At 71.7% G+C, this 17,960-nt stretch carries 19 protein-coding genes; 13 read left to right on the top strand and 6 right to left on the bottom strand.

Annotated features, from left to right (window positions below; genetic code table 11):
- Positions 1–2 precede the first annotated feature (2 nt).
- From G569_RS0100415 to G569_RS0100400, 4 genes are read left to right on the top strand one after another with little or no spacing between them, the layout of a single operon-like run.
- Positions 3–671: an adenylate kinase gene (locus G569_RS0100415; protein ID WP_028061939.1), complete on the top strand. Its 669-nt coding sequence runs from the start codon at positions 3–5 to the stop codon at positions 669–671.
- On the top strand, positions 668–1,447 hold the full coding sequence (gene map / locus G569_RS0100410) for a type I methionyl aminopeptidase (RefSeq protein WP_028061938.1): 780 nt from the start codon (positions 668–670) through the stop codon (positions 1,445–1,447). Before G569_RS0100415 ends, map begins: the two co-directional genes overlap by 4 nt.
- 47 nt (positions 1,448–1,494) lie before the next feature.
- Positions 1,495–3,132 (top strand): carboxypeptidase-like regulatory domain-containing protein, encoded by a 1,638-nt coding sequence (locus G569_RS0100405; RefSeq protein ID WP_157591733.1) that lies wholly within the window; start codon positions 1,495–1,497, stop codon positions 3,130–3,132.
- Positions 3,116–4,744: a carboxypeptidase-like regulatory domain-containing protein gene (locus tag G569_RS0100400; RefSeq protein ID WP_028061936.1), complete on the top strand. Its 1,629-nt coding sequence runs from the start codon at positions 3,116–3,118 to the stop codon at positions 4,742–4,744. The genes G569_RS0100405 and G569_RS0100400 overlap by 17 nt, the downstream gene beginning before the upstream one ends.
- Here G569_RS0100400 and G569_RS0100395 read toward each other — a convergent pair.
- Together G569_RS0100395 and G569_RS0100390 are read right to left on the bottom strand one after the other, a co-directional pair.
- Positions 4,711–5,586 (bottom strand): hypothetical protein, encoded by an 876-nt coding sequence (locus G569_RS0100395; protein WP_157591732.1) that lies wholly within the window; start codon positions 5,584–5,586, stop codon positions 4,711–4,713. The genes G569_RS0100400 and G569_RS0100395 overlap by 34 nt on opposite strands.
- A gap of 353 nt (positions 5,587–5,939) precedes the next feature.
- Positions 5,940–6,701 carry a Vps62-related protein gene (locus G569_RS0100390; protein WP_037494127.1) on the bottom strand — a complete coding sequence of 254 codons (762 nt, stop codon included), beginning with the start codon at positions 6,699–6,701 and terminating at the stop codon, positions 5,940–5,942.
- Between the two features lie 202 nt (positions 6,702–6,903).
- Here G569_RS0100390 and rpmJ point away from each other — a divergent pair, with 202 nt between their 5' ends.
- From rpmJ to truA, 7 genes are read left to right on the top strand one after another with little or no spacing between them, the layout of a single operon-like run.
- A complete protein-coding gene (gene rpmJ / locus G569_RS60695) occupies positions 6,904–7,017 on the top strand; it encodes a 50S ribosomal protein L36 (RefSeq protein ID WP_081685960.1) in 114 nt (37 codons plus the stop codon).
- 8 nt (positions 7,018–7,025) lie between these two features.
- Positions 7,026–7,409, top strand: coding sequence for a 30S ribosomal protein S13 (rpsM, locus tag G569_RS0100385; RefSeq protein ID WP_028061933.1), 384 nt, complete (start codon positions 7,026–7,028; stop codon positions 7,407–7,409).
- Positions 7,409–7,804: a 30S ribosomal protein S11 gene (gene rpsK, locus G569_RS0100380; protein WP_028061932.1), complete on the top strand. Its 396-nt coding sequence runs from the start codon at positions 7,409–7,411 to the stop codon at positions 7,802–7,804. The genes rpsM and rpsK overlap by 1 nt, the downstream gene beginning before the upstream one ends.
- Positions 7,805–7,810: 6 nt before the next feature.
- On the top strand, positions 7,811–8,431 hold the full coding sequence (gene rpsD, locus G569_RS0100375; protein ID WP_028061931.1) for a 30S ribosomal protein S4: 621 nt from the start codon (positions 7,811–7,813) through the stop codon (positions 8,429–8,431).
- Between the two features lie 20 nt (positions 8,432–8,451).
- Complete coding sequence (locus G569_RS44410) at positions 8,452–9,501, top strand: DNA-directed RNA polymerase subunit alpha (protein WP_371683440.1); 1,050 nt, start codon at positions 8,452–8,454, stop codon at positions 9,499–9,501.
- Positions 9,501–9,857: a 50S ribosomal protein L17 gene (rplQ, locus tag G569_RS0100365; RefSeq protein ID WP_028061930.1), complete on the top strand. Its 357-nt coding sequence runs from the start codon at positions 9,501–9,503 to the stop codon at positions 9,855–9,857. Before G569_RS44410 ends, rplQ begins: the two co-directional genes overlap by 1 nt.
- Entirely contained in the window at positions 9,854–10,582 is a 729-nt protein-coding gene (gene truA / locus G569_RS0100360) for a tRNA pseudouridine(38-40) synthase TruA (RefSeq protein ID WP_028061929.1), read from the top strand. Before rplQ ends, truA begins: the two co-directional genes overlap by 4 nt.
- Before the next feature lie 5 nt (positions 10,583–10,587).
- On the opposite strand, the gene G569_RS56925 is transcribed toward truA, so the two are convergent.
- Positions 10,588–11,592, bottom strand: coding sequence for a GGDEF domain-containing protein (locus tag G569_RS56925; protein WP_028061928.1), 1,005 nt, complete (start codon positions 11,590–11,592; stop codon positions 10,588–10,590).
- A 40-nt stretch (positions 11,593–11,632) separates the two neighbouring features.
- Positions 11,633–12,697 carry a hypothetical protein gene (locus G569_RS0100350; RefSeq protein WP_157591731.1) on the bottom strand — a complete coding sequence of 355 codons (1,065 nt, stop codon included), beginning with the start codon at positions 12,695–12,697 and terminating at the stop codon, positions 11,633–11,635.
- Between the two features lie 62 nt (positions 12,698–12,759).
- Here G569_RS0100350 and surE point away from each other — a divergent pair, with 62 nt between their 5' ends.
- Positions 12,760–13,566 (top strand): 5'/3'-nucleotidase SurE, encoded by an 807-nt coding sequence (surE, locus tag G569_RS44400; RefSeq protein ID WP_064750235.1) that lies wholly within the window; start codon positions 12,760–12,762, stop codon positions 13,564–13,566.
- Positions 13,563–15,569 carry an NAD-dependent DNA ligase LigA gene (ligA, locus tag G569_RS44395; protein WP_037494125.1) on the top strand — a complete coding sequence of 669 codons (2,007 nt, stop codon included), beginning with the start codon at positions 13,563–13,565 and terminating at the stop codon, positions 15,567–15,569. The genes surE and ligA overlap by 4 nt, the downstream gene beginning before the upstream one ends.
- On the opposite strand, the gene G569_RS44390 is transcribed toward ligA, so the two are convergent.
- Both G569_RS44390 and G569_RS44385 read right to left on the bottom strand, forming a co-directional pair.
- Positions 15,549–16,235 carry a Type 1 glutamine amidotransferase-like domain-containing protein gene (locus G569_RS44390; protein WP_157591730.1) on the bottom strand — a complete coding sequence of 229 codons (687 nt, stop codon included), beginning with the start codon at positions 16,233–16,235 and terminating at the stop codon, positions 15,549–15,551. The genes ligA and G569_RS44390 overlap by 21 nt on opposite strands.
- Positions 16,232–17,944, bottom strand: coding sequence for a CocE/NonD family hydrolase (locus G569_RS44385; protein ID WP_053225637.1), 1,713 nt, complete (start codon positions 17,942–17,944; stop codon positions 16,232–16,234). Before G569_RS44385 ends, G569_RS44390 begins: the two co-directional genes overlap by 4 nt.
- Positions 17,945–17,960 lie beyond the last annotated feature (16 nt).

The raw sequence follows: 17,960 nt of genomic DNA, 5'->3' as shown, positions 1-17,960 counted from the left end.
CCATGAGCGAGCTCAATCTGATCCTCCTCGGCCCGCCCGGGGCCGGTAAGGGCACCCAGGCCGCCCGCCTGCGCGAGGACTTCGGCCTGCCGTACATCGGCACCGGCGACCTCCTGCGCGAGCACAAGGAGAACGGCACCGAGCTCGGCCGCAAGGCCAAGGAGTACATGGACAACGGGGACCTCGTCCCCGACGAGCTCGTGATCGCGATGATCCTCGACAAGGTCGAGGACGAGGGCGACGACGGCTTCCTGCTCGACGGCTTCCCGCGCACGGTCGGCCAGGCCGACGCGCTGAGCGAGGAGCTGGACAAGCTGGGCCGCCGGCTGACCGCCGCTCTGAGCATCGACGCTCCGGACGAGGTCGTCCTCCAGCGTCTGAGCGGTCGCCGCCAGTGCTCGAACGGGCATCTCTACCACGTGGAGTTCGACCCGCCCAAGCACGACAATGTCTGCGATCAGGATGGCAAGCCGCTCTTCCAGCGCAAGGACGACGAGCCCGAGACCGTCCAGAAGCGCCTGACGACGTACCACAAGATGACCGAGCCGCTCAAGGACTACTACGACGAGCGCGGTCTCCTGCGCCGCTTCGACGGGACGCGGGACAAGACGGAGGTGCACGACCACATCCGCGCGACGCTCGCGACGCTGCGGTTGGAGGAACGGCTGTGATCATCCGCAAGTCCCCGGCCGAGATCGAGCAGATGGCGGCCGCGGGCGAGATCCTGGTGCGAACCATGGATCTCCTTGCGGGGAAGATCCGGCCCGGCGTCACCACGGCCGATCTGGACCAGGCGGCGGAGAAGTTCATCCGCTCCCAGGGCGCGACGCCCGCCTTCAAGGGCTACAAGGGCTTCCCCGGCTCGATCTGCGCGTCGCCGAACGACATGGTCGTCCACGGCATCCCGGGCAAGTTCAAGCTGACCCGCGGGGACATCATCTCGGTCGACATCGGCGTCGTGAAGGACGGCTGGGTCGCCGACGCCGCCCGCACCTTCCCGGTCGGCGACGTCTCGCCGGTCGCCCTCAAACTCCTGGACGTCACCGAGGGCGCGCTCTTCAAGGCCGTCGAGCAGTGCCGCGCCGGCAACCGCCTGGGCGACGTCTCCCACGCCGTGCAGGAGCACGTCGAGTCCCACGGCCTCTCGATCGTCAAGTCGCTCGTCGGCCACGGCATCGGCCGCGACATGCACGAGGAGCCCCAGGTCCCCAACTACGGCGACCCGGGCAAGGGCGTCGTGTTGAAGGAGGGCATGGTCCTCGCCGTCGAGCCGATGGTCAACGTCGGCCGCCACATGGTCCGCATGGGCGACGACGGCTGGGCGATCTACTCCCAGGACGGCTCGCTCGCCGCCCACTTCGAGTTCACGATCGCGATCACCGCGGCCGGCCCGCGCATCCTCACGCCTTGGCATCACCCTGAGGCGCAGCCCGCCGCGGCGGCGTAGCCGCGTTCCGTCCTCGCCGGGCGACCGGCGTGGCATCATTGACCGCGATGGATCGACGGATCGGTCGCTGGATGGCGACCATGGCGGTGGGGGTGGGTGTCGCGGCGGCTCCGGCGCAGGCCGGCACCTACGACGTGTACGCGTGCGGGACCTCGGCGGGGAAGTTCGCCAACCACTCGTGGGAGATCACGAGCAACGCGCCGCAGTTCGCGACGGGCACGTGTTCGACAGCGGATGCGAACCCGAGCATCTTCCTGAGCTCCAACGCGAATCGGACCTACGACCAGGGGTGGGGGGCCACGATGACGTTCCGTGCGCCGACCGGGGCCACGATCGCGGACTTCTCGATCCACCGGTACCTCTTCCAGTTCAACCCGGTGGACAACAACCCCGGCAAGGCGATGCTCTTCGATCTCGGTCAACTCGGACCGACCGCGTTCGAGCTCACCGGGCAGCACAGTGCCTCCGGTTCGATCGATCGCGAGCACTGGTACAACCTCGGCCAGGCCGCGGAGAACGAGGCGACGATCACACGCGCGAGCTTCCCCGCGCTCGCCGGCTACAGGGGTGACGCGACGTTCCTGCGCTGGACGATCGGCTGCGAGGCGGCGCAAGGGTGTGCGCTGTGGACGGACGGAGCCGGACGCGTCGGGTCGATCCTCTCCCAGATCTTCGGCGCTTCCGTCACCGTGAACGACCCCACCAAGCCGCAGATCACCGACCTCAAGGCCGCGGGCCTGCTCGTGGGAGGCGCGGTCGCCGGCGACGAGCCGGTGCTCTTCGACGCGAACGACAACGCCGGCATCAGAAGCGCGCAGCTGGTCGACGTGACGCCGGGCGGCGATCCCGAGGTGGTCGGTCAGCGTGACTTCGCGTGCGACTTCTCCTACGCCTCGCCGTGCCCGCAGGCGCAGGGTGCGCAGGTCGTCCCCGCCGGTCTTCCGGCCGGGCAGCGGCAGCTCAGGCTGCGGGTCACCGATGCCGGCGGCAACGTGACCGAGTCCGATCCGTTCGCCGTCGGCGTCGGCGGGCCGGTCAACGGCGCGGGCGCCGAGCCCGGGGCGAAGCTGACGGCGAGGTTCGCGAGCAACCGCCGTGGGACGCTCGTGCTCGGCTTCGGCAAGCGGGCGAGGATCACCGGCACGCTGACGACCGCCGCGGGCGCGCCGATCGCGAACGCGACGCTCCAGGTGCTCGACCGTGAGCTGCGCACCGGGACGCAGTACCGGCAGCGGCTCGAGGTCACGACCGATGCCGACGGGCGCTTCAGCGTCCTGGCGGGCAAGGGCGCGGCGCGGGCGATCCGGTTCGAGTACCGCTGGCGGCGCATGTTGGCGCAGCCCGGCGTCGCGCGGCGTGTCGAGCTGCGCGTGCAGGCGGGCGCGACGCTGTCGGTCACTCCGCGGCAGGTGGGCGCGGGCGGGCGCATCCGTCTTGCCGGGAGGCTGCGGGGCCTGCCGATGCCGCGGTCGGGCAAGGTCGTCGAGCTGCAGGCCTTCGAGCGCGGGAAGTGGCGCACCTTCCGCAGTACGCGGGCGCGCGCGAGCGGGCGCTTCGCGACGAGCTACTACTTCCAGCGAGCGGCCTCCGGCCGGTCGTTCCTGATCCGCGCGCGGGTCCGCCGCGACGACTCCTATCCCTACTACCTCGGGTATTCGCCGCGTGTCCGTGTCCGCGTTCGCTAAAGCCCTGTCGGTCTCGCTGGGCGCGCTCGCGCTCGCGGCGCCGGTCGCGCATGCCGGGACCTACGACGTCCACGCGTGCGACACGCCGGCCGGGCGGTTCGTCAATCACTCGTTCACGCTCTACAAGACGGCGGACGACTTCGTCACCCGCGACTGCGACACGAGCGTCGCGAACCCGACGATCGAGATCCAGGCCCGGCCGGACTTCCTCTACGGCGTCTATCGCGGCGCGCAGCTCACCTTCGTCGCGGCGCCGCAGACGACGATCGCGGGGTTCAGCTGGAACCGGCGGCTGCGTCACTTCAACCCCACGAGGAGCGACCCGGGCTATGGCGCGGTGTTGAGCGGCTACACCGTGGTCGGCGGCGCCTACCTCGAGGGCTCCGGGGCCAACGACGCCAACGTCCAGGGCCCGCCGTCGGCGGTCGGCGCTTGGTATGACCCGCGCAACCCCGTCGTCGTCGGTGGCGACATCTCGCTCGGCCAGTACGGCGCCGCGGGCAACTACGACGGCACGGGGACGATCCTGCGGCTCGGGGTCGGGTGTGCCGGGAACCCGTGCTCGCTCGCGGCCAACGGGTATCTCGAGTACGCGATCCGCGGCGCGACGATCACGCTGCGCGACGAGGTGCCGCCGCGCGTGGACCGTGTCGCGTCCTCCGGGCTCGCCGCGGGTGCCGGCGTCCTGGTTGGCAACGAACCGGTCACGTTCGACGCCTCCGACAACTCCGGGATCAAGCGCGCCGAGGTCGTCGACGTGACGTCCGGCGAGACGGTGGTCGGCGTCGAGGACTTCACGTGCGACTACTCGTTCGCCGCGCCGTGTCAGACGACGATCACCGGCGCGCAGGTCCCGGTGTCGGTCGCCGTCGGGGGCAAGCGGACGCTGCGGTTGCGGGTCATCGACGCGGGTGGCAACGCGGCCGACAGCCAGCCGTTCACCGCTGACATCGGCGGCGTCGCCAACGGCGCCGGCGCGACGCCCGTCGCGCGCCTGACGGCGGGCTTCGCGCGTGCGCGCCCGCGCGTCGACGTGGGCTACGGGCGCACCGCGAGGATCACGGGGCGCCTGACGGGCGCCACGGAGGCGCCGATCGCCGGTGCCGTCCTGCAGGTGCTCGACCGCCAATCGCGCGCCGGCGCGGACTACGCTCGCGCCGGCGAGGTGACCACGGACGCCGACGGGCGCTTCAGTCTCACCCCGGGCCGGGGTGCGGCGCGCTCGATCCGCGTCGAGTACCGCTCGCGGACGCTGCTCCCGGCGGCCGACGCGGCCAAGACGGTCGAGCTGCGGGTCGCCGCGGGAGCGACGCTCTCGATCACCCCGGAGCGCGTCCGGCCACGTGGGCGCATCACGATCCGCGGGCGCCTGCGCGGCCTGCCGTTGCCGAGCTCGGGCAAGGTCGTCGACCTGCAGGCATACGAGGGCGGGAAATGGCGGACGTTCGACACCGCCCGCGCGCGCGGCGCGCGCGGCACGTTCACCACGCGGTACCGGTTCCTGCGCGCCGGCCGCGGAGCGTCGTTCCTTATCCGGGCGCGGATCCGGCGCGACGACTCCTACCCGTACTACCTCGGCTACTCGCCGCGGGTGCGGGTCCGCGTGCGCTGAACCGTCGTGGAGATCGTGTCCGTCGCAGCTCCGGCGGTCGCGACGACCTTCACCGCCAGCGTCCGCCCACGCGCGAGGCTGCGGCGCGTCGTCGCGTTCAGGCGGATCGGCACCTTGACCGCGGCGCCCACCTTCGCGCTGTAGTTGGCGCGCCCCGCGATCTTGCCGCCGCGCTTGACCGTCACCGTTCCGGAGGCGGCGCGTCCGAACGGGGCGAGCGTGATCGTGACGACGCCCGTGCTCGACGCGTGCAGCCGCGCGGTGGGGTGCGAGAACCGCACGGTGAGTGGCGCCGGCGTGGGGGTCGGGGTGGGCGTGGGGACGACGACCGGCGGCTGCTTGGGCCCGGTGAACGGAACATCGTCGACCTGGTCCTTGAAGCCGAACTTGCTCAGCGTCAGCGTCAGGCAGCCCGGCCGCAGCCCCACGAGCGCGGTGTCGGTCATCACGTACGTGAGCGTCGCGCCATCGGCCGTCCGCGAGATCGACTGCGCGGCGCGAAGCCCGGTCGGCGGCAGCACCGACCCCATGGCGGCGGTGTTGGCCGGGTCCGTGCTCGCCCGCAGGAAGCCGAACGTGTCCCCGCACCCGCCGTCGGGCGCGGTCGCGTCGAGCGTCGCGTTGATCGCGGCCGACCCGTCGGCGTCCGGCACGTCGCGCAGCGTCACCGCGACGGCCCACGTCCCCGCGACGTCGTCGACGCTGGACTCGACCTTGGTGAAGTCCTGCCCCGGCGGCAGGCTCGCGTCGGGCGGACTGTCGGCGGTCGCGACGAACGTGTCCGCCCGCGCGGCGGCAGGCAACGCGGCGAGGAGAAGGAGCGCAACCACGAGGACTCTCATGCGGTTCACTTTCGCGCCCGCGGCCGGGTCCCGCCAGAGGGGACCGCCGGACGCGCGGGGTGGGCTGGCCGGACAGCCGCGAGGCATGCCCGCGCGCCAGGTGCGCCGGCCGTGTCTGGCCTCGCCTGACGATTTCGGCTCACCTCGACACCCCGCGCCGCCACGCCCCCGCGCCCGCGCCGCGCCGCCGCGCCCGCGCCGCGCCGCCGCGCCCGCGCCGCGTCGCCGCGCCCCCGCGTCGTCGCGCCCCCGCGCCGCGCCCCCGCGCCGCGCCCCCGCGCCGCGCCGCCGTGCGCGCCCAGCGCGCGCCGCCCCGCCGCTCCCCGCGCCCGCACCGCCACGCCGCGCTCGCGTCACGCCGGCCCTCGCGGCCGCTCGCGGCGGCGGCGCCGCAGCCACCACGCCGGCCACGCAAGCAGCGCGAGCACGCCGGCGGCGGTCAGCGCCTTCTCGCGGCCGTCGCACTCGCCGACCTCGTCGCAGGACGCCCGGCACGGGCCGGCGGCCGCCGCGAACGCGTCCGGGTCCCAGCGGGCCGGCTGGAACACCGGCCCGCGCGGCGAGTCCTGCTCGCCCGGAATCCATCCCGCGCGCGAGCCGCCCCACGGGGTCGAGCGGCGCATCCAGGCCGGCGAGTCCTCCGAGATGACGACGAGCTGCGGCGAGACGACCGAGCCGCGCCCGTCGGCCTCGTCGTTGGGGTCGGGCCACATCCGGTCGCGGACGCCCGGGCGCAGATAGGACGCGTGCGAGCCGTGGGCCGGGAAGACCATCGGGCGGCCGTCCCGGAAGCGCAGCGCCGACGCCCCGCAGCGCTCGGCGCCGGAGTGCTGGGCATAGACCGCCTCGACCGGGCGCCCGCCGTCGGTCACGCGGAACTGGACGAGCTCCCAGTCGCCCTCGTGGCGCCCGGTGCGGACGAGGCCGCGGTCCTGGTCCTGGTAGTCATAAAACAACCAGTACTGGAGCCAGGTGCCCCCGGCTCGGGCCGGGGCGGCGTGGCCGTAGGCGACCGGACCGCGATCCCCGACGGAGCTCAGCGGGTACGACTCATGCGAGTCGTGCGCCACGATCGGGTTAAGAGCTGCGAGGAGCGCGGCGGCTTGAGCGAGCATCTCGGCCGAGTATCGCGACCCCGAAAATACCGCGCGTGCAGGCTATTAGCACACTGGTCGGCGGCACGCGAGCCTTTGCTAACCTACTCTGTCGCGCTCGGAGCCGGGAGGCTTCTGCGTGTGAACCGCTCCGGGGGCATGGTAGCGGCGGCCGGCCCGGTCGCCAGAGCCACCCCGTCTGGATCATCAGCCGAAAGGGATCATGAAGGTACGACCGTCGGTGAAGCCGATGTGTGAAAAGTGCAAGATCATCCGCCGCCACGGTCGGGTGCTCGTGATCTGCCAGAACCCCCGGCATAAGCAGCGTCAGGGGTAGGCGGAAGCATGGCTCGCATCGCAGGGATCAACATCCCCCTCAACAAGCGCGTGGAGATTGGCCTGACCTACATCTACGGGATCGGGCGCCCCACCTCGAACGACATCCTCGCCGCAATCGGGATCGAGCCGGACCGCAAGGTCCGCGATCTCACGGATGACGAGGTCTCAAAGCTCCGCGACATCATCGACCGCGACTACGTGGTCGAGGGCGATCTGCGTCGCGAGCGCAGCCAGAACATCAAACGGCTGATGGAGATCGGTTGCTACCGCGGCCTGCGCCACCGGCGCGGCCTCCCGGTGCGCGGTCAGAACACGAAGACCAACGCTCGTACGCGCAAGGGTCCCAAGCGCATGCAGGTGGCGGGCAAGAAGAAGGCAGGTAAGAAGTAATGCCCGCTCCTCGCCGCCCCCAGCGCGGTCGCCGCAAGATCAAGAAGAACATCCCGATCGGCCAGGCGCACATCAAGACGTCGTTCAACAACACGATCGTCGCGCTGACCGATCGTGAGGGCAATGTCATCGCTTGGGAGTCCGCCGGCGGCGCCGGTTTCAAGGGCTCGCGCAAGTCGACCCCCTTCGCTGCGCAGGTCACGGCTGACGCCGCCGCGCGCAAGGGCATCGAGCAGGGCATGCAGAAGGTCGAAGTCTTCGTTAAGGGCCCGGGCTCCGGCCGCGAGACCGCGATCCGCAGCCTCCAGGCCGCCGGGCTCGAGGTCACGGGCGTCAAGGACGTCACCCCGCAGGCACACAACGGCTGCCGCCCCCGGAAGCGGCGCAGGGTCTAGGAACACATGGCACGCGATACCTCTCCTCAGTGCAAGCAGTGCCGCCGCGAGGGACAGAAGCTGTTCCTCAAGGGCGAGCGCTGCCTCACCGACAAGTGCGGCGTCGAGCGACGCTCCTACCCGCCGGGTGATCACGGCCGCGGGCGCCAGAAGCAGTCCGAGTACCGCGTCCAGCTTCGCGAGAAGCAGAAGGCGCGCCGGTACTACGGCGTTCTGGAGAAGCAGTTCCGCAACTATTACGAGAAGGCGTCCCGTCAGCAGGGCATCACGGGCGAGAACCTTCTGCGGATCCTCGAGTGCCGCTTCGACAACGTGCTCGTGCGCCTCGGATTCGCCGCGTCCCGCCGCCAGGCGCGCCAGCTGATTCGCCACGGGCACTGGGCCATCAACGGCCGCCGTGTCGATATCCCGAGCTATCAGGTCCGCGAGAACGACGTGATCACGTTCAAGCCCGGCAGCGATGCCGAGACCGTGATCCGTGACGCAACCGAGCTCGTCGCCCAGGTCCCGGCCTGGCTCCAGGCCGACCACGACCAGCTCACCGCGAAGGTGCTGCGCCGGCCCGAGCGCGCGGAGATCGCCGCGCCGGTGCAGGAGCAGCTCATCGTGGAGCTCTACTCGAAGTAGTCATCGCCCTCCCCACCCCCTTGGCCGCGCAGCCGGCGCCGCCGGGGCTTGCCTCCCCACACGAGAACGACGTTAGGACCCTGATGCTCGACTTCCAGATCCCCCGGATCACGTCCGAATCGGTTGAAGACAACCGCGGGCAGTTCGTGGTTGAGCCGCTTGATCGCGGCTTCGGCTACACATTCGGGAACTCGCTGCGCCGCGTGCTGCTCGCCAGCCTCGCGGGCGCTGCGGTGACCTCTGTCCGGATCGAAGGGGTCGCGCACGAGTTCTCCACGATCAAGGGCGTGACCGAGGATGTGACCGACATCGTCCTCAACCTCAAGGGCATCGTGTGCCGCATGCACTCGGATGCGACCGAGGTCGAGGCTCCGCTCGTCGTCACGGGGCCGGGGGAGATCACCGCGCGGGACATCGACCTCCCATCGGGCGTTGAGATCCTCAACCCCGACGCGCACATCGCCACGCTGGACAAGAAGACGAAGCTGGAGCTGTACCTGACGATCGGGCGCGGCCGTGGCTACCGCCCGGCGGAGGAGAACAAGTCGCCGGACCAGCCGATCGGCGTCATCCCGATCGACTCGATCTTCTCGCCGGTCCGTCGCGTCGCCTACTCGGTCGAGCAGGCCCGCGTCGGCCAGCGCACGGACTTCGACAAGCTCACGCTGGACATCGAGACCGACGGCTCGATCGACCCGCAGGCCGCGCTCCGCGAGGCCGCCGAGATCCTGATCTCGAGCCTGTCGATCTTCACCGACGAGGACCGCATCGAGGACCTCCGCGCGGGCCCCGGCCCGATCGGCCTCGACAACGGCGCCGGCCCCGGCGGCATGCTGCCCACGGGCGGCGGCCAGCGTGGCGGCGGCCCGATGGACGACATCCTCATCGAGGAGCTCGAGCTGGGCGTTCGCTCGTACAACTGCCTCAAGCGGGCGGGAATTCAGACGGTCGGCGACCTCGTGTCGAAGTCGGAGGGCGAGCTCGCTGCCATCCCGAACTTCGGCAAGAAGTCCATCGACGAAGTGATCGAGACCCTCTCGCAGCGGGGCTTGACGCTGCGCACGGACTAATGCGCCATCAGAAGACGCGTCACAAGCTGTCCCGTGACAGCGCCCATCGCAAGGCGCTGCTCGCGAACCTCTGCATCGAGGTCATCGACCACGAGCGGATCAAGACCACCGAGGCCAAGGCCAAGGCGGTCAAGCCGGAGATCGAGAAGCTGATCACGCTCGCGCGCAAGGGTGACCTGCACGCGCGCCGTCAGGCGACGTCGATCCTCCAGCACCCCAACAAGGGCGTGATCTACAAGCTCTTCGAGGAGATCGCTCCGCGCTACACCGAGCGTCCGGGCGGCTACACGCGGATCCTGAAGCTGGGCCCGCGTTCGAGCGACGCCACGGAAATGGTCTATCTCGAGCTCGTCTGAGCACCACCAAGCTCACTCTCGAATACGACGGCGGCCCGTTCGCCGGTTGGGCGATTCAGCCCGGCCAGCGGACCGTGGCCGCCGAAGTCGTTAAGGCGCTCCAGATCGTTCTGCGCGCGCCGGTCGACATCACGGTCGCCGGCCGCACCGACCGCGGCGTCCACGCGCTCGGTCAGGTCGTCTCGTACGCGGGCGAGCTGCCGAACCTGCGCGGCGTCAACGCCCTCCTGCCGCGCGAGGTGGTCGTGCTGCGCGCCGAGGAGGCTCCGCCGGGCTTCTCCGCCCGCCACGACGCGACGAGCCGCACCTACCGCTACCGGATCCTTGCCCGCCGCCAGCCGAGCGCCTTCGAGCGCGGCCGCGCTCTCTGGTGGCCGTACGGGCTCGATCTCGCCGCCCTGGACGAATGCGCCGCGGCCCTCGTCGGCACCCACGACTTCACGGCCTTCACGCCGACCGACACCTACCACCGGCGCTTCGAGCGTGACGTCCACCGCGCGCGGTGGTACCGCTACGAGGACATCGTCACCTTCGAGATCGAGGCCGACAGCTTCATGCGCAACATGAACCGCATCCTCGTCGGCACGATGCTCGAGGTCGCCCAAGGCCGCCGCGACAACTTCGCCCGCCTCCTCGAAGGCGCCCCCCGCTCCGCGGCCGGCACCACCGCGCCCCCGCACGGCCTCTACCTCGCCGAGGTGAGCTACGAACCTAAAGGGGCCTGACCCCTTTATGTTCGCGCCGCGCTGAGCGCGCGGTCCTTGCCTCCGCGTTTGGCGGCGGCGAGGGCGTTGTCGGCGTCGTGGAGGAGGACCTCGTCGGAGCCGGAGGTGATCGCCCAGCCGACGCTGATGCGGACGGTTCCGCCCGCGCGGACCGTGTCGAGCAGGCGGGCGGCGAGGGCGGCCATGCCGTCGGCGGAGGCGGATGGGACGAGGATGGCGAACTCGTCGCCGCCGAGGCGGGCAGGGAGGTCGCCGGCGCGGCAGCTGTCGCGCAGGCACTCGGCGACGAAGACGAGCGCGCGGTCTCCGCCCGGATGGCCCTGCTCGGTGTTGACCTGCTTGAAGTTGTCGACGTCGAGCATCAGCAGCCCGACGCACTGGCCGCGCTCGCGCCAGGCCATCGCCTCCAACAAGGCGCGGCGGTTCGCCAGGCCGGTCAGCGGGTCCGTGCGGGCGAGCTCCTGGGCGCATGCCTGCGCCTCGATCATCCCCCGCTTGCCCGAGATCAGCAGCCAGCCGAGCAGCCAGTAGCACGGGCCGACGGTCAGCAGCTCGCCGAGGATGCCGGCCGTCAAGGCATCCTTGTCGTAGGCCATCGGCAGCTCCTGGAGCGCGAGAACGAGCACCAGGTAGGGCCAGGCCTCGCGCGACGGGAAGTAGTAGGACGCGTAGACCAGCACGAGCATGACCAGCAGGCGGGCGGGGGAGTCGGCGCCGCCCGTGTCGTGCGTGGCGACCGCGATCGACAACGCGCCGAGCACGGTGGAGACGTGGATCACCCAGCCGGGCGCGCGCGCCCAGTCAAAGCGGAACGCGGCGACCAGGCCCCAGACGAACGCCGCGATCCCGATCGGGAGCGTCGGCGTCAGGACCTTGCCGTCGGCGCCGGGGAGCAGTGGGAGGAGCGTCGTGACGACCGCCCCGGCGATGAACATCCAGCCGACGATCAGCCCCGCAAGCGGGCGCTCCTCGGCCACGGCGACGCCAACGACACGTCGTGAGCTGTCCATGACCGGGTGATCGGCCGCTGACCGCGGCCGTCGCATCGGTCTATCGGATTAATGACCGTTGGGCCAGTCGCACGACTTCGGCGGCCCCGGTGAAGACCAGCAGCCCCGCGGCCGCGACGACCGCGAGGTCCAGCGGCACCTCGGGCATCCACAGCAGCAGCACCGCCAGGAGCACCAGCGCGGCGGCCCGCGCGAGCCGCAACATGCTCCCGGACGGCGCCATCGCGCCCGACACCACCCGCCGCCACGCACCCGGCGCGCCCGGCTCGAACGCCGCCGCCGCGATCAACCCCGCCGCACCCACCCCGAGCCCCCACAGCCGCAGATCCGATAGGAACGCGCTCCAGATCGTCCCGACGACCGCGTCCCCGTGCGAGGTGTCGAACGTGGAGAGCACGACGGCCCGCCCGACCGAGGTCGCCGCGACCAGCGTCCCACCCGCGAGCGCGATCCCGAGCGCGGCGCGCCGCAGCCCGAGACGCCGCGTCGGCGCCCGCCGCGCCGCCCACCCGAGCAGCACCAACCCGAGGACGATCGCGAACGGCGCCAGCAGCGAGAGTCGCCGCGCGTGCGGCGCGGAGCTCACGAGCGCCGACTCGAGCCGCCCGCCGCCGAGCTGGAAGAGCACCGGGTCCCCCTCCGGCAGCTCGCGCACCGTCTGCGGCGAGCGGGCGGCGACCGCGTCACGCAGCTCCCGGCCCGTCCCGGGCAGCGGGAGCGCCGTCACGCGCACCTGGATCTGCCTGCCGCTCCCGTCCGTCGCCGTCGCCATCCCGCCGTCGCCGAACAGCGCGTCGTGCAGGACGAGCGCGCCCTGATGGAACTCAGCCTGGAAGCGCCAATCCGAGACGACGTCGCGGACCGCGGCATCGACGATCGGCCGCCGCGAGGCCAGCGCCGGATTCACGGCGATCTCCCGGCCCGTGATCCGCGACGCGATCTCGTCGACCACCTCGTCCTGCTGCAGCGCGCCCGTGGCCCGCGTCGCGAACGCCTCGCGGTCGAGCACGGCATAGCGGCCGTAGAGCGCCAGCGCGCCCAGGATCAGCGCCGTCACCCCCGTGATCAGCAGTACGGCACACGGCCACCCCGGTCTCCGCGCCATCTGACTGACCTTAGGGCGCGCCCACCGGTGAAGACCTGGACGTCAGTAGAGTCGACCGCCACATGCTGCGGGTCCTGCTGACCAACGACGACGGGATCGACGCCGAGGGTCTGCAGGCGCTGCGGCGCGCCCTCGTCGCGCTCGACGACATCGAACTGGCCGTGATCGCGCCCGACGACAACATGACGGCGACGGCGCGCTCGATCACGTTCCGGCGCCCGCTGTGGGTGGCGGAGGTCCCGTTCGAGGACGGGACGGTCGGCTACGCCTGCGACGGGACGCCCGTGGACTGCGTGCGGCTCGCGGCGCTCGGTCTGATCGAAGACTTCACCCCGGATGTGATCGTCTCGGGCATCAACCACGGCGCCAACCTGGGCGACGACATCACCTACAGCGGAACGGTCGCCGCCGCGCTCGAGGGCATCGTGCTCGGCCTGCCGGCGATCGCGGTCTCGCAGCAGTCCACGCACCGCGAGCTGGACTTCCGCCTCGGCAACCTCTTCGACTTCACCAACGCCGCCGCGTTCACCGCGCAGGTCGTCGACCGCCTCGACGACGTCCCGCTCCCGCCCGGCACCCTGCTCAACATCAACGTCCCGCCCGGGCCGATCGCCGGCGTCGACGTCGCCCGCCTCGGCAAGCGCGTCTACCGGGACAAGCTCGAGCTGATCGAGGAGGAGGTCGGCGGCCGCCGGCTGTTCCGCGTCTACGGGGACGCGCCGCTGCACGACGGCGAGCCCGGCACCGACCTCGAGGCGGTGAAGGCCGGCCGCATCGCGGTCACGCCGCTGCACTTCGACCTGACGGCCGAGCACGGGATGGAGGGTTTGCGCGAGTACGACCTCGCACGTCTACTGGGAGAGACGTGACCTCCCCGGCCGAACGGGCGGCCGAGCTCCGCGACCTGCTCGCCTACCACGGGCACCGCTACTACGTCCTCGACGACCCGGAGATCGGCGACGACGCCTACGACGCGCTGCTGGACGAGCTGCGGGCGATCGAACGCGACCATCCCGAGCTGCTGACGCCGGACTCGCCGACGCAGCGGGTCGGCGGCGAGCCGGTGGGCAAGCTCGAGAAGGTCACGCACCTGCAGCCGATGCTCTCGCTGGCCAACGCGCACAACGAGGCCGACCTGCGGGCGTGGGTGGAGCGGATGCGCAACCACCTGGCGCGCGAGGGGATCGAGGACCCGCGGTTCGAGTTCGTGTGCGAGCCGAAGATCGACGGGCTCGCGATGTCGCTGATCTACCGCGACGGGGTCTTCGAGCGCGGCGCCACGCGCGGCAACGGCGAGGTCGGCGAGGACGTGACCCACAACCTGCGCACGATCGGCGCGATCCCGCTCAAGGTCGACGACGCTCCGCCGTTGCTCGAGGTGCGCGGCGAGGTCTACATGGCGCTCGGAGACTTCACCGCGCTCAACGAGCGGCGCGCGCAGGCCGGCCAGTCCACCTTCATGAACCCGCGCAACAGCGCCGCGGGGACGATCCGCCAGCTCGACCCGAGCCTCGCCGCCGAGCGCCCGCTGTCGATGTTCTGCTACGCGATCGGCGTCACCGAGGGCCTGACGTTCAGCTCGCACTGGGAGTCGCTGGAGTGGCTGCGCGCGCACGGCTTCCGCGTCAACGGCGACATCGAGAAGCTGACCGCCGAGGACGACGTCGTCGCCCGCTGCCTGCGCTGGGAGGAGCGCCGCGGCACGCTCGACTTCGAGATCGACGGCGTCGTCGTCAAGGTCGACGACATCGAGCTGCAGCGCCGGCTCGGCGTCGTCGGGCGCGACCCGCGCTGGGCGATCGCCTGGAAGTTCCCGCCCACGACGGCGGTCACGAGGCTGAACGCGATCAACTGGAACGTCGGCAAGTTCGGGGATCTGCATCCGTTCGCGGCGCTCGAGCCGGTCCACGTGAGCGGCGTGACGATCAAGGCCGCGACGCTGCACAACGAGGAGGTCCTCGCCCGCAAGGACCTGCGGGTCGGTGACGACGTGATCGTCCGCCGCGCCGGCGACGTGATCCCCGAGGTCGTCTCGCCCGCCCCACACGCCGTCGAACGCGCCGACCGAGCGGAGCCGCCGCAGGTCCCCGAACGCTGCCCGTTCTGCGACACGCCCACCGTCAAGCGCGAGGGCGCCGTCTTCACCCGCTGCCCCAACCGCGACTGCCCGGAGCGCCGCTGGCAGCTGCTGACCACGTTCGCGCAGATCATGGACATCGACGGGCTGGGGGAGAAGCAGGTCGCGCTGTTCCAGCGGCTCGGGATCGTCCGCACCGTCGCCGACTTCTACAGGCTGCAACCGGACCAGCTGCTGGCGCTCGACGGCTTCGGCGAGGTCAGCGTGAACCGCCTCCTCGGCAGCATCCAGGCCAGCCGCGAGCGGCCGTTGGGCATCGTGTTGTTCGCGATCGGGATCGAGGGCGTCGGCTACGTCACCGGCCGCGACGTGGCGCAGCAGTTCCGCACCGTGGACGCGCTGCTGGCGGCAACGCCCGAGCAGCTGGCGGAGACGCCGAAGGTCGGCCCGATCACCGCGGCGCTGATCCACTCGCAGCTCGACGAGCTGCGCCCCCTGATCGACGACCTGCGGCCGTTCCTGCGCTTCGAGGAGGAGGGCCCGCCGCCGGGCGAGGGACCGCTGGCGGGCCAGACGTTCGTGCTCACCGGGACCCTGCCCGACCTCACCCGCGAGCAGGCGACCGAGCGCATCCTGCGCGCCGGCGGGAAGGTCACCGGCAGCGTCTCCAAGAAGACGAGCTACGTCGTCGCGGGCGCCTCGCCGGGCTCCAAGCTCGAGAAGGCCGAGCGGCTCGGCGTGCCGGTCCTCGACGAACCCGGGCTGCTGGCGCTGCTAGAGGATGCGGGTTCCTAGCGCGGTCTCGGCGCCCGGCTCGACGCGATAACCCCGCGCGCCCTCCCGCAGCGCGACCGCCTCGACGAAGTCGGTGCCGTGGAAGTGCAGCGCGGCGTAGTCGTCGGCGGCGTAGCCGGGCGCGAGCTCGCCGCGGTCGACCGCGCCGCGGTAGAGCGGGCGTCGCTGCTCGTTGGAGTCGTAGTGCGGGCAGCAGGAGCCGGGCAGGAGCCCGAGCCCGTCGCGCAGCGGCGCGAGGGTCGCGCCGAACGAGTCCGTCGTCGAGCCTTCGAACCAGCAGTTCATCCCCGCGGACACGCCGGCGAGCACCGCGCCGCGCGCGTACGCCTCGCGCAGGAGCTCGTCGAGCCCGTGCAGGCGCCAGACCGCCAGCAGGTTCGCGGTCGACCCGCCGCCGACCCAGAACACGTCCTGCGCGGCCACGAAGCCCGCCAGGTCCTCGACCGTGCGCTCGAAGAACGTCAGCTCGGTCGGGACGCAGTCGTGCGCCCGCATCGCTCGATAGAAGGCGAGCGACCCGCGCTCGTGGTCGCCGCCGGCGGTGCCCAGGTAACAGACGCTCGGGCGGGCTCTGCCGGTCAGCGCGAGGATGAACGCATCGAGACGCGGGTCCGGATCGTCGGTCAGGAAGGTGCCGCCGCCGATCGCGACGATGTGTCCGCTCACGAACGCAGCTTAGGGGCGCAGGTCTTGTAGACCCGCGTCTCGCGCACCGTCCTGCCCTTGCGCTTGACGGTCACCTTGACCGTCACCGTGCCCTTCGGCTTGCCGCGCAGGTCGACGATCGCGCGGCCCTTGCGGACCTTCACCCGCTTGCCCGCGACCGTCACCCGCGGGTGGGCGCCGCGGACGCGGATGCTGAAGCGGCGCTTGGAGAGGCACGTGCGGGTGGTCGGGAGCACGCCCGCGCCGCCCTGCACGGCCGCGACGCCGGCCGTTGGAAGCGCGAGGTCGATCTTGGAGAACGTGATCGCGGCGGCGCCGCGGACCGGGCCGTAGAGCAGCGTGCCGCCGGTGATCTGGAGCGTGTACCTCGTCCCCTTGGCGGCGCTGGCGGCGATCGCCTCGAGCGGGCGCGTGATCGTGTGCGGCGCGCCGTCGAGCGTGACGGGGATCGGGGTGGCCTGGTTGCCGACGACGACGCCGCGCGCCTCGTCCACCAACTGGGCGAACACGTGGGTGCCGGCGCCGGTGCCGCTGTACGTCAGGCGCAGCTGCGGTTCGCCGACGATCTGCGCAGGCGCGGCGACGGCGACAGGCACGTCGACCGCGTTGACGGCCTTGCCGGCGGTGGCGATCGTGCCGGAGGCGGCGTCGGCGGGGTTGAGCACGAGCGTGCCGGACCCGGTCGCGGTGATCGGTGCGCCGGCCGGGAGCGGGTAGTCGGCGGCGGAGCGCCACTGCGCGTCGTCGGCGAGCCATTCGAAGGTGGGGCCGGTGTCGACGTTCGCATCGCCGGCGACGTAGCGCCTCAGCCACGCGACGACCGCCTGCTCGATGTGGCCCTTGGGGCCCGAGCCGGTGAGGCAGACCCCGTGGCCGCCGCAGAACCACAGCATCTTCGCGGGCACGTGGTTCGCCTTGAGGATCTCGTAGTTCGTGATCGCTTCCTTGAGCGTGAAGAGCGTGTCCGCCGTGCCCTCGACGAGGAAGGTCGGGATCGTGAGCTGCTTGACGAGGTCCCCGGGGCCGCGGCTGTCGAACCACGCCCGGTCCTCGGCGCTCAGCGTGCCGGTGGCGGCGCCGCTCGTGAAGGCGCTCAGGATGTGCGGGTCCAGCCGGCCCTTGGAGGTCGGGATCCCGAGCGTGGTCAGCGCGCTCGCCCACCCGCCCTTGACCGTCTCCTCCTTGTAGAGGCTCGTGAGCAGGCTGTGCCAGGCGATGATCGGCGCGATCGCGTCGATGCGCTTGTCGCGCGGCGCGGTCACGAGCTCGATGCCGCCCGCGTAGGAGACGCCGGTCATGCCGACGCGGGGGTCCCCGGCCTTGTCCAGCTGCGCCTCAGGCTGCTGGGCCAGCCAGTCGATCAGCGCGCTGACGTCGCGGCCCTCGGCATCGGGCGAGTCGACCGTCACGGTCCCGCCCGAGTTCCCGAACCCGCGGCTGTCCCAGGTGAGGACGTTGAAGCCGGCCTTGCGCAGCGCCCCGACGCCCACATTGCCCGTGACCTCGTCGCTCGCCGCGTCGGGGTTCGTCTCGCGCGAGCCGCCCCAGCCGTGGCCCTCGAGGATCGTCGGCGCCTTGCCGCCGCCTGGGGCGGGGAAGAACGAGAGGACGATCTGCGTGCCGTCGAAGGAGGTGACGGTCGCGTCGCGGGCGTCCGCGACGGCGGGGAGCGCAAGCGTGACGAGGGCGGCGATGAGGAGGGAGCGCATGACTTCCGCCTCGTAC

The sequence above is a fragment of the Solirubrobacter soli DSM 22325 genome, assembly GCF_000423665.1.
Lineage (GTDB): Bacteria > Actinomycetota > Thermoleophilia > Solirubrobacterales > Solirubrobacteraceae > Solirubrobacter > Solirubrobacter soli.
The sequence above is the reverse complement of the archived record's forward strand: the minus strand, read 5'-3'. Positions and strand labels throughout refer to the sequence as shown.

What these genes read in the sequence shown, in the direction of transcription:
- rplQ (WP_028061930.1), top strand. Translation starts at nt 9,501, where the DNA reads ATGCGCCATCAGAAGACGCGTCACAAGCTGTCCCGTGACAGCGCCCAT.
- G569_RS56925 (WP_028061928.1), bottom strand. Translation starts at nt 11,592, where the DNA reads ATGGACAGCTCACGACGTGTCGTTGGCGTCGCCGTGGCCGAGGAGCGC.
- rpsK (WP_028061932.1), top strand. Translation starts at nt 7,409, where the DNA reads ATGCCCGCTCCTCGCCGCCCCCAGCGCGGTCGCCGCAAGATCAAGAAG.
- G569_RS0100390 (WP_037494127.1), bottom strand. Translation starts at nt 6,701, where the DNA reads ATGCTCGCTCAAGCCGCCGCGCTCCTCGCAGCTCTTAACCCGATCGTG.
- rpmJ (WP_081685960.1), top strand. Translation starts at nt 6,904, where the DNA reads ATGAAGGTACGACCGTCGGTGAAGCCGATGTGTGAAAAGTGCAAGATC.
- G569_RS44385 (WP_053225637.1), bottom strand. Translation starts at nt 17,944, where the DNA reads ATGCGCTCCCTCCTCATCGCCGCCCTCGTCACGCTTGCGCTCCCCGCC.
- G569_RS0100405 (WP_157591733.1), top strand. Translation starts at nt 1,495, where the DNA reads ATGGATCGACGGATCGGTCGCTGGATGGCGACCATGGCGGTGGGGGTG.
- G569_RS0100415 (WP_028061939.1), top strand. Translation starts at nt 3, where the DNA reads ATGAGCGAGCTCAATCTGATCCTCCTCGGCCCGCCCGGGGCCGGTAAG.
- rpsD (WP_028061931.1), top strand. Translation starts at nt 7,811, where the DNA reads ATGGCACGCGATACCTCTCCTCAGTGCAAGCAGTGCCGCCGCGAGGGA.
- G569_RS0100395 (WP_157591732.1), bottom strand. Translation starts at nt 5,586, where the DNA reads ATGAGAGTCCTCGTGGTTGCGCTCCTTCTCCTCGCCGCGTTGCCTGCC.
- G569_RS0100350 (WP_157591731.1), bottom strand. Translation starts at nt 12,697, where the DNA reads ATGGCGCGGAGACCGGGGTGGCCGTGTGCCGTACTGCTGATCACGGGG.
- rpsM (WP_028061933.1), top strand. Translation starts at nt 7,026, where the DNA reads ATGGCTCGCATCGCAGGGATCAACATCCCCCTCAACAAGCGCGTGGAG.
- surE (WP_064750235.1), top strand. Translation starts at nt 12,760, where the DNA reads ATGCTGCGGGTCCTGCTGACCAACGACGACGGGATCGACGCCGAGGGT.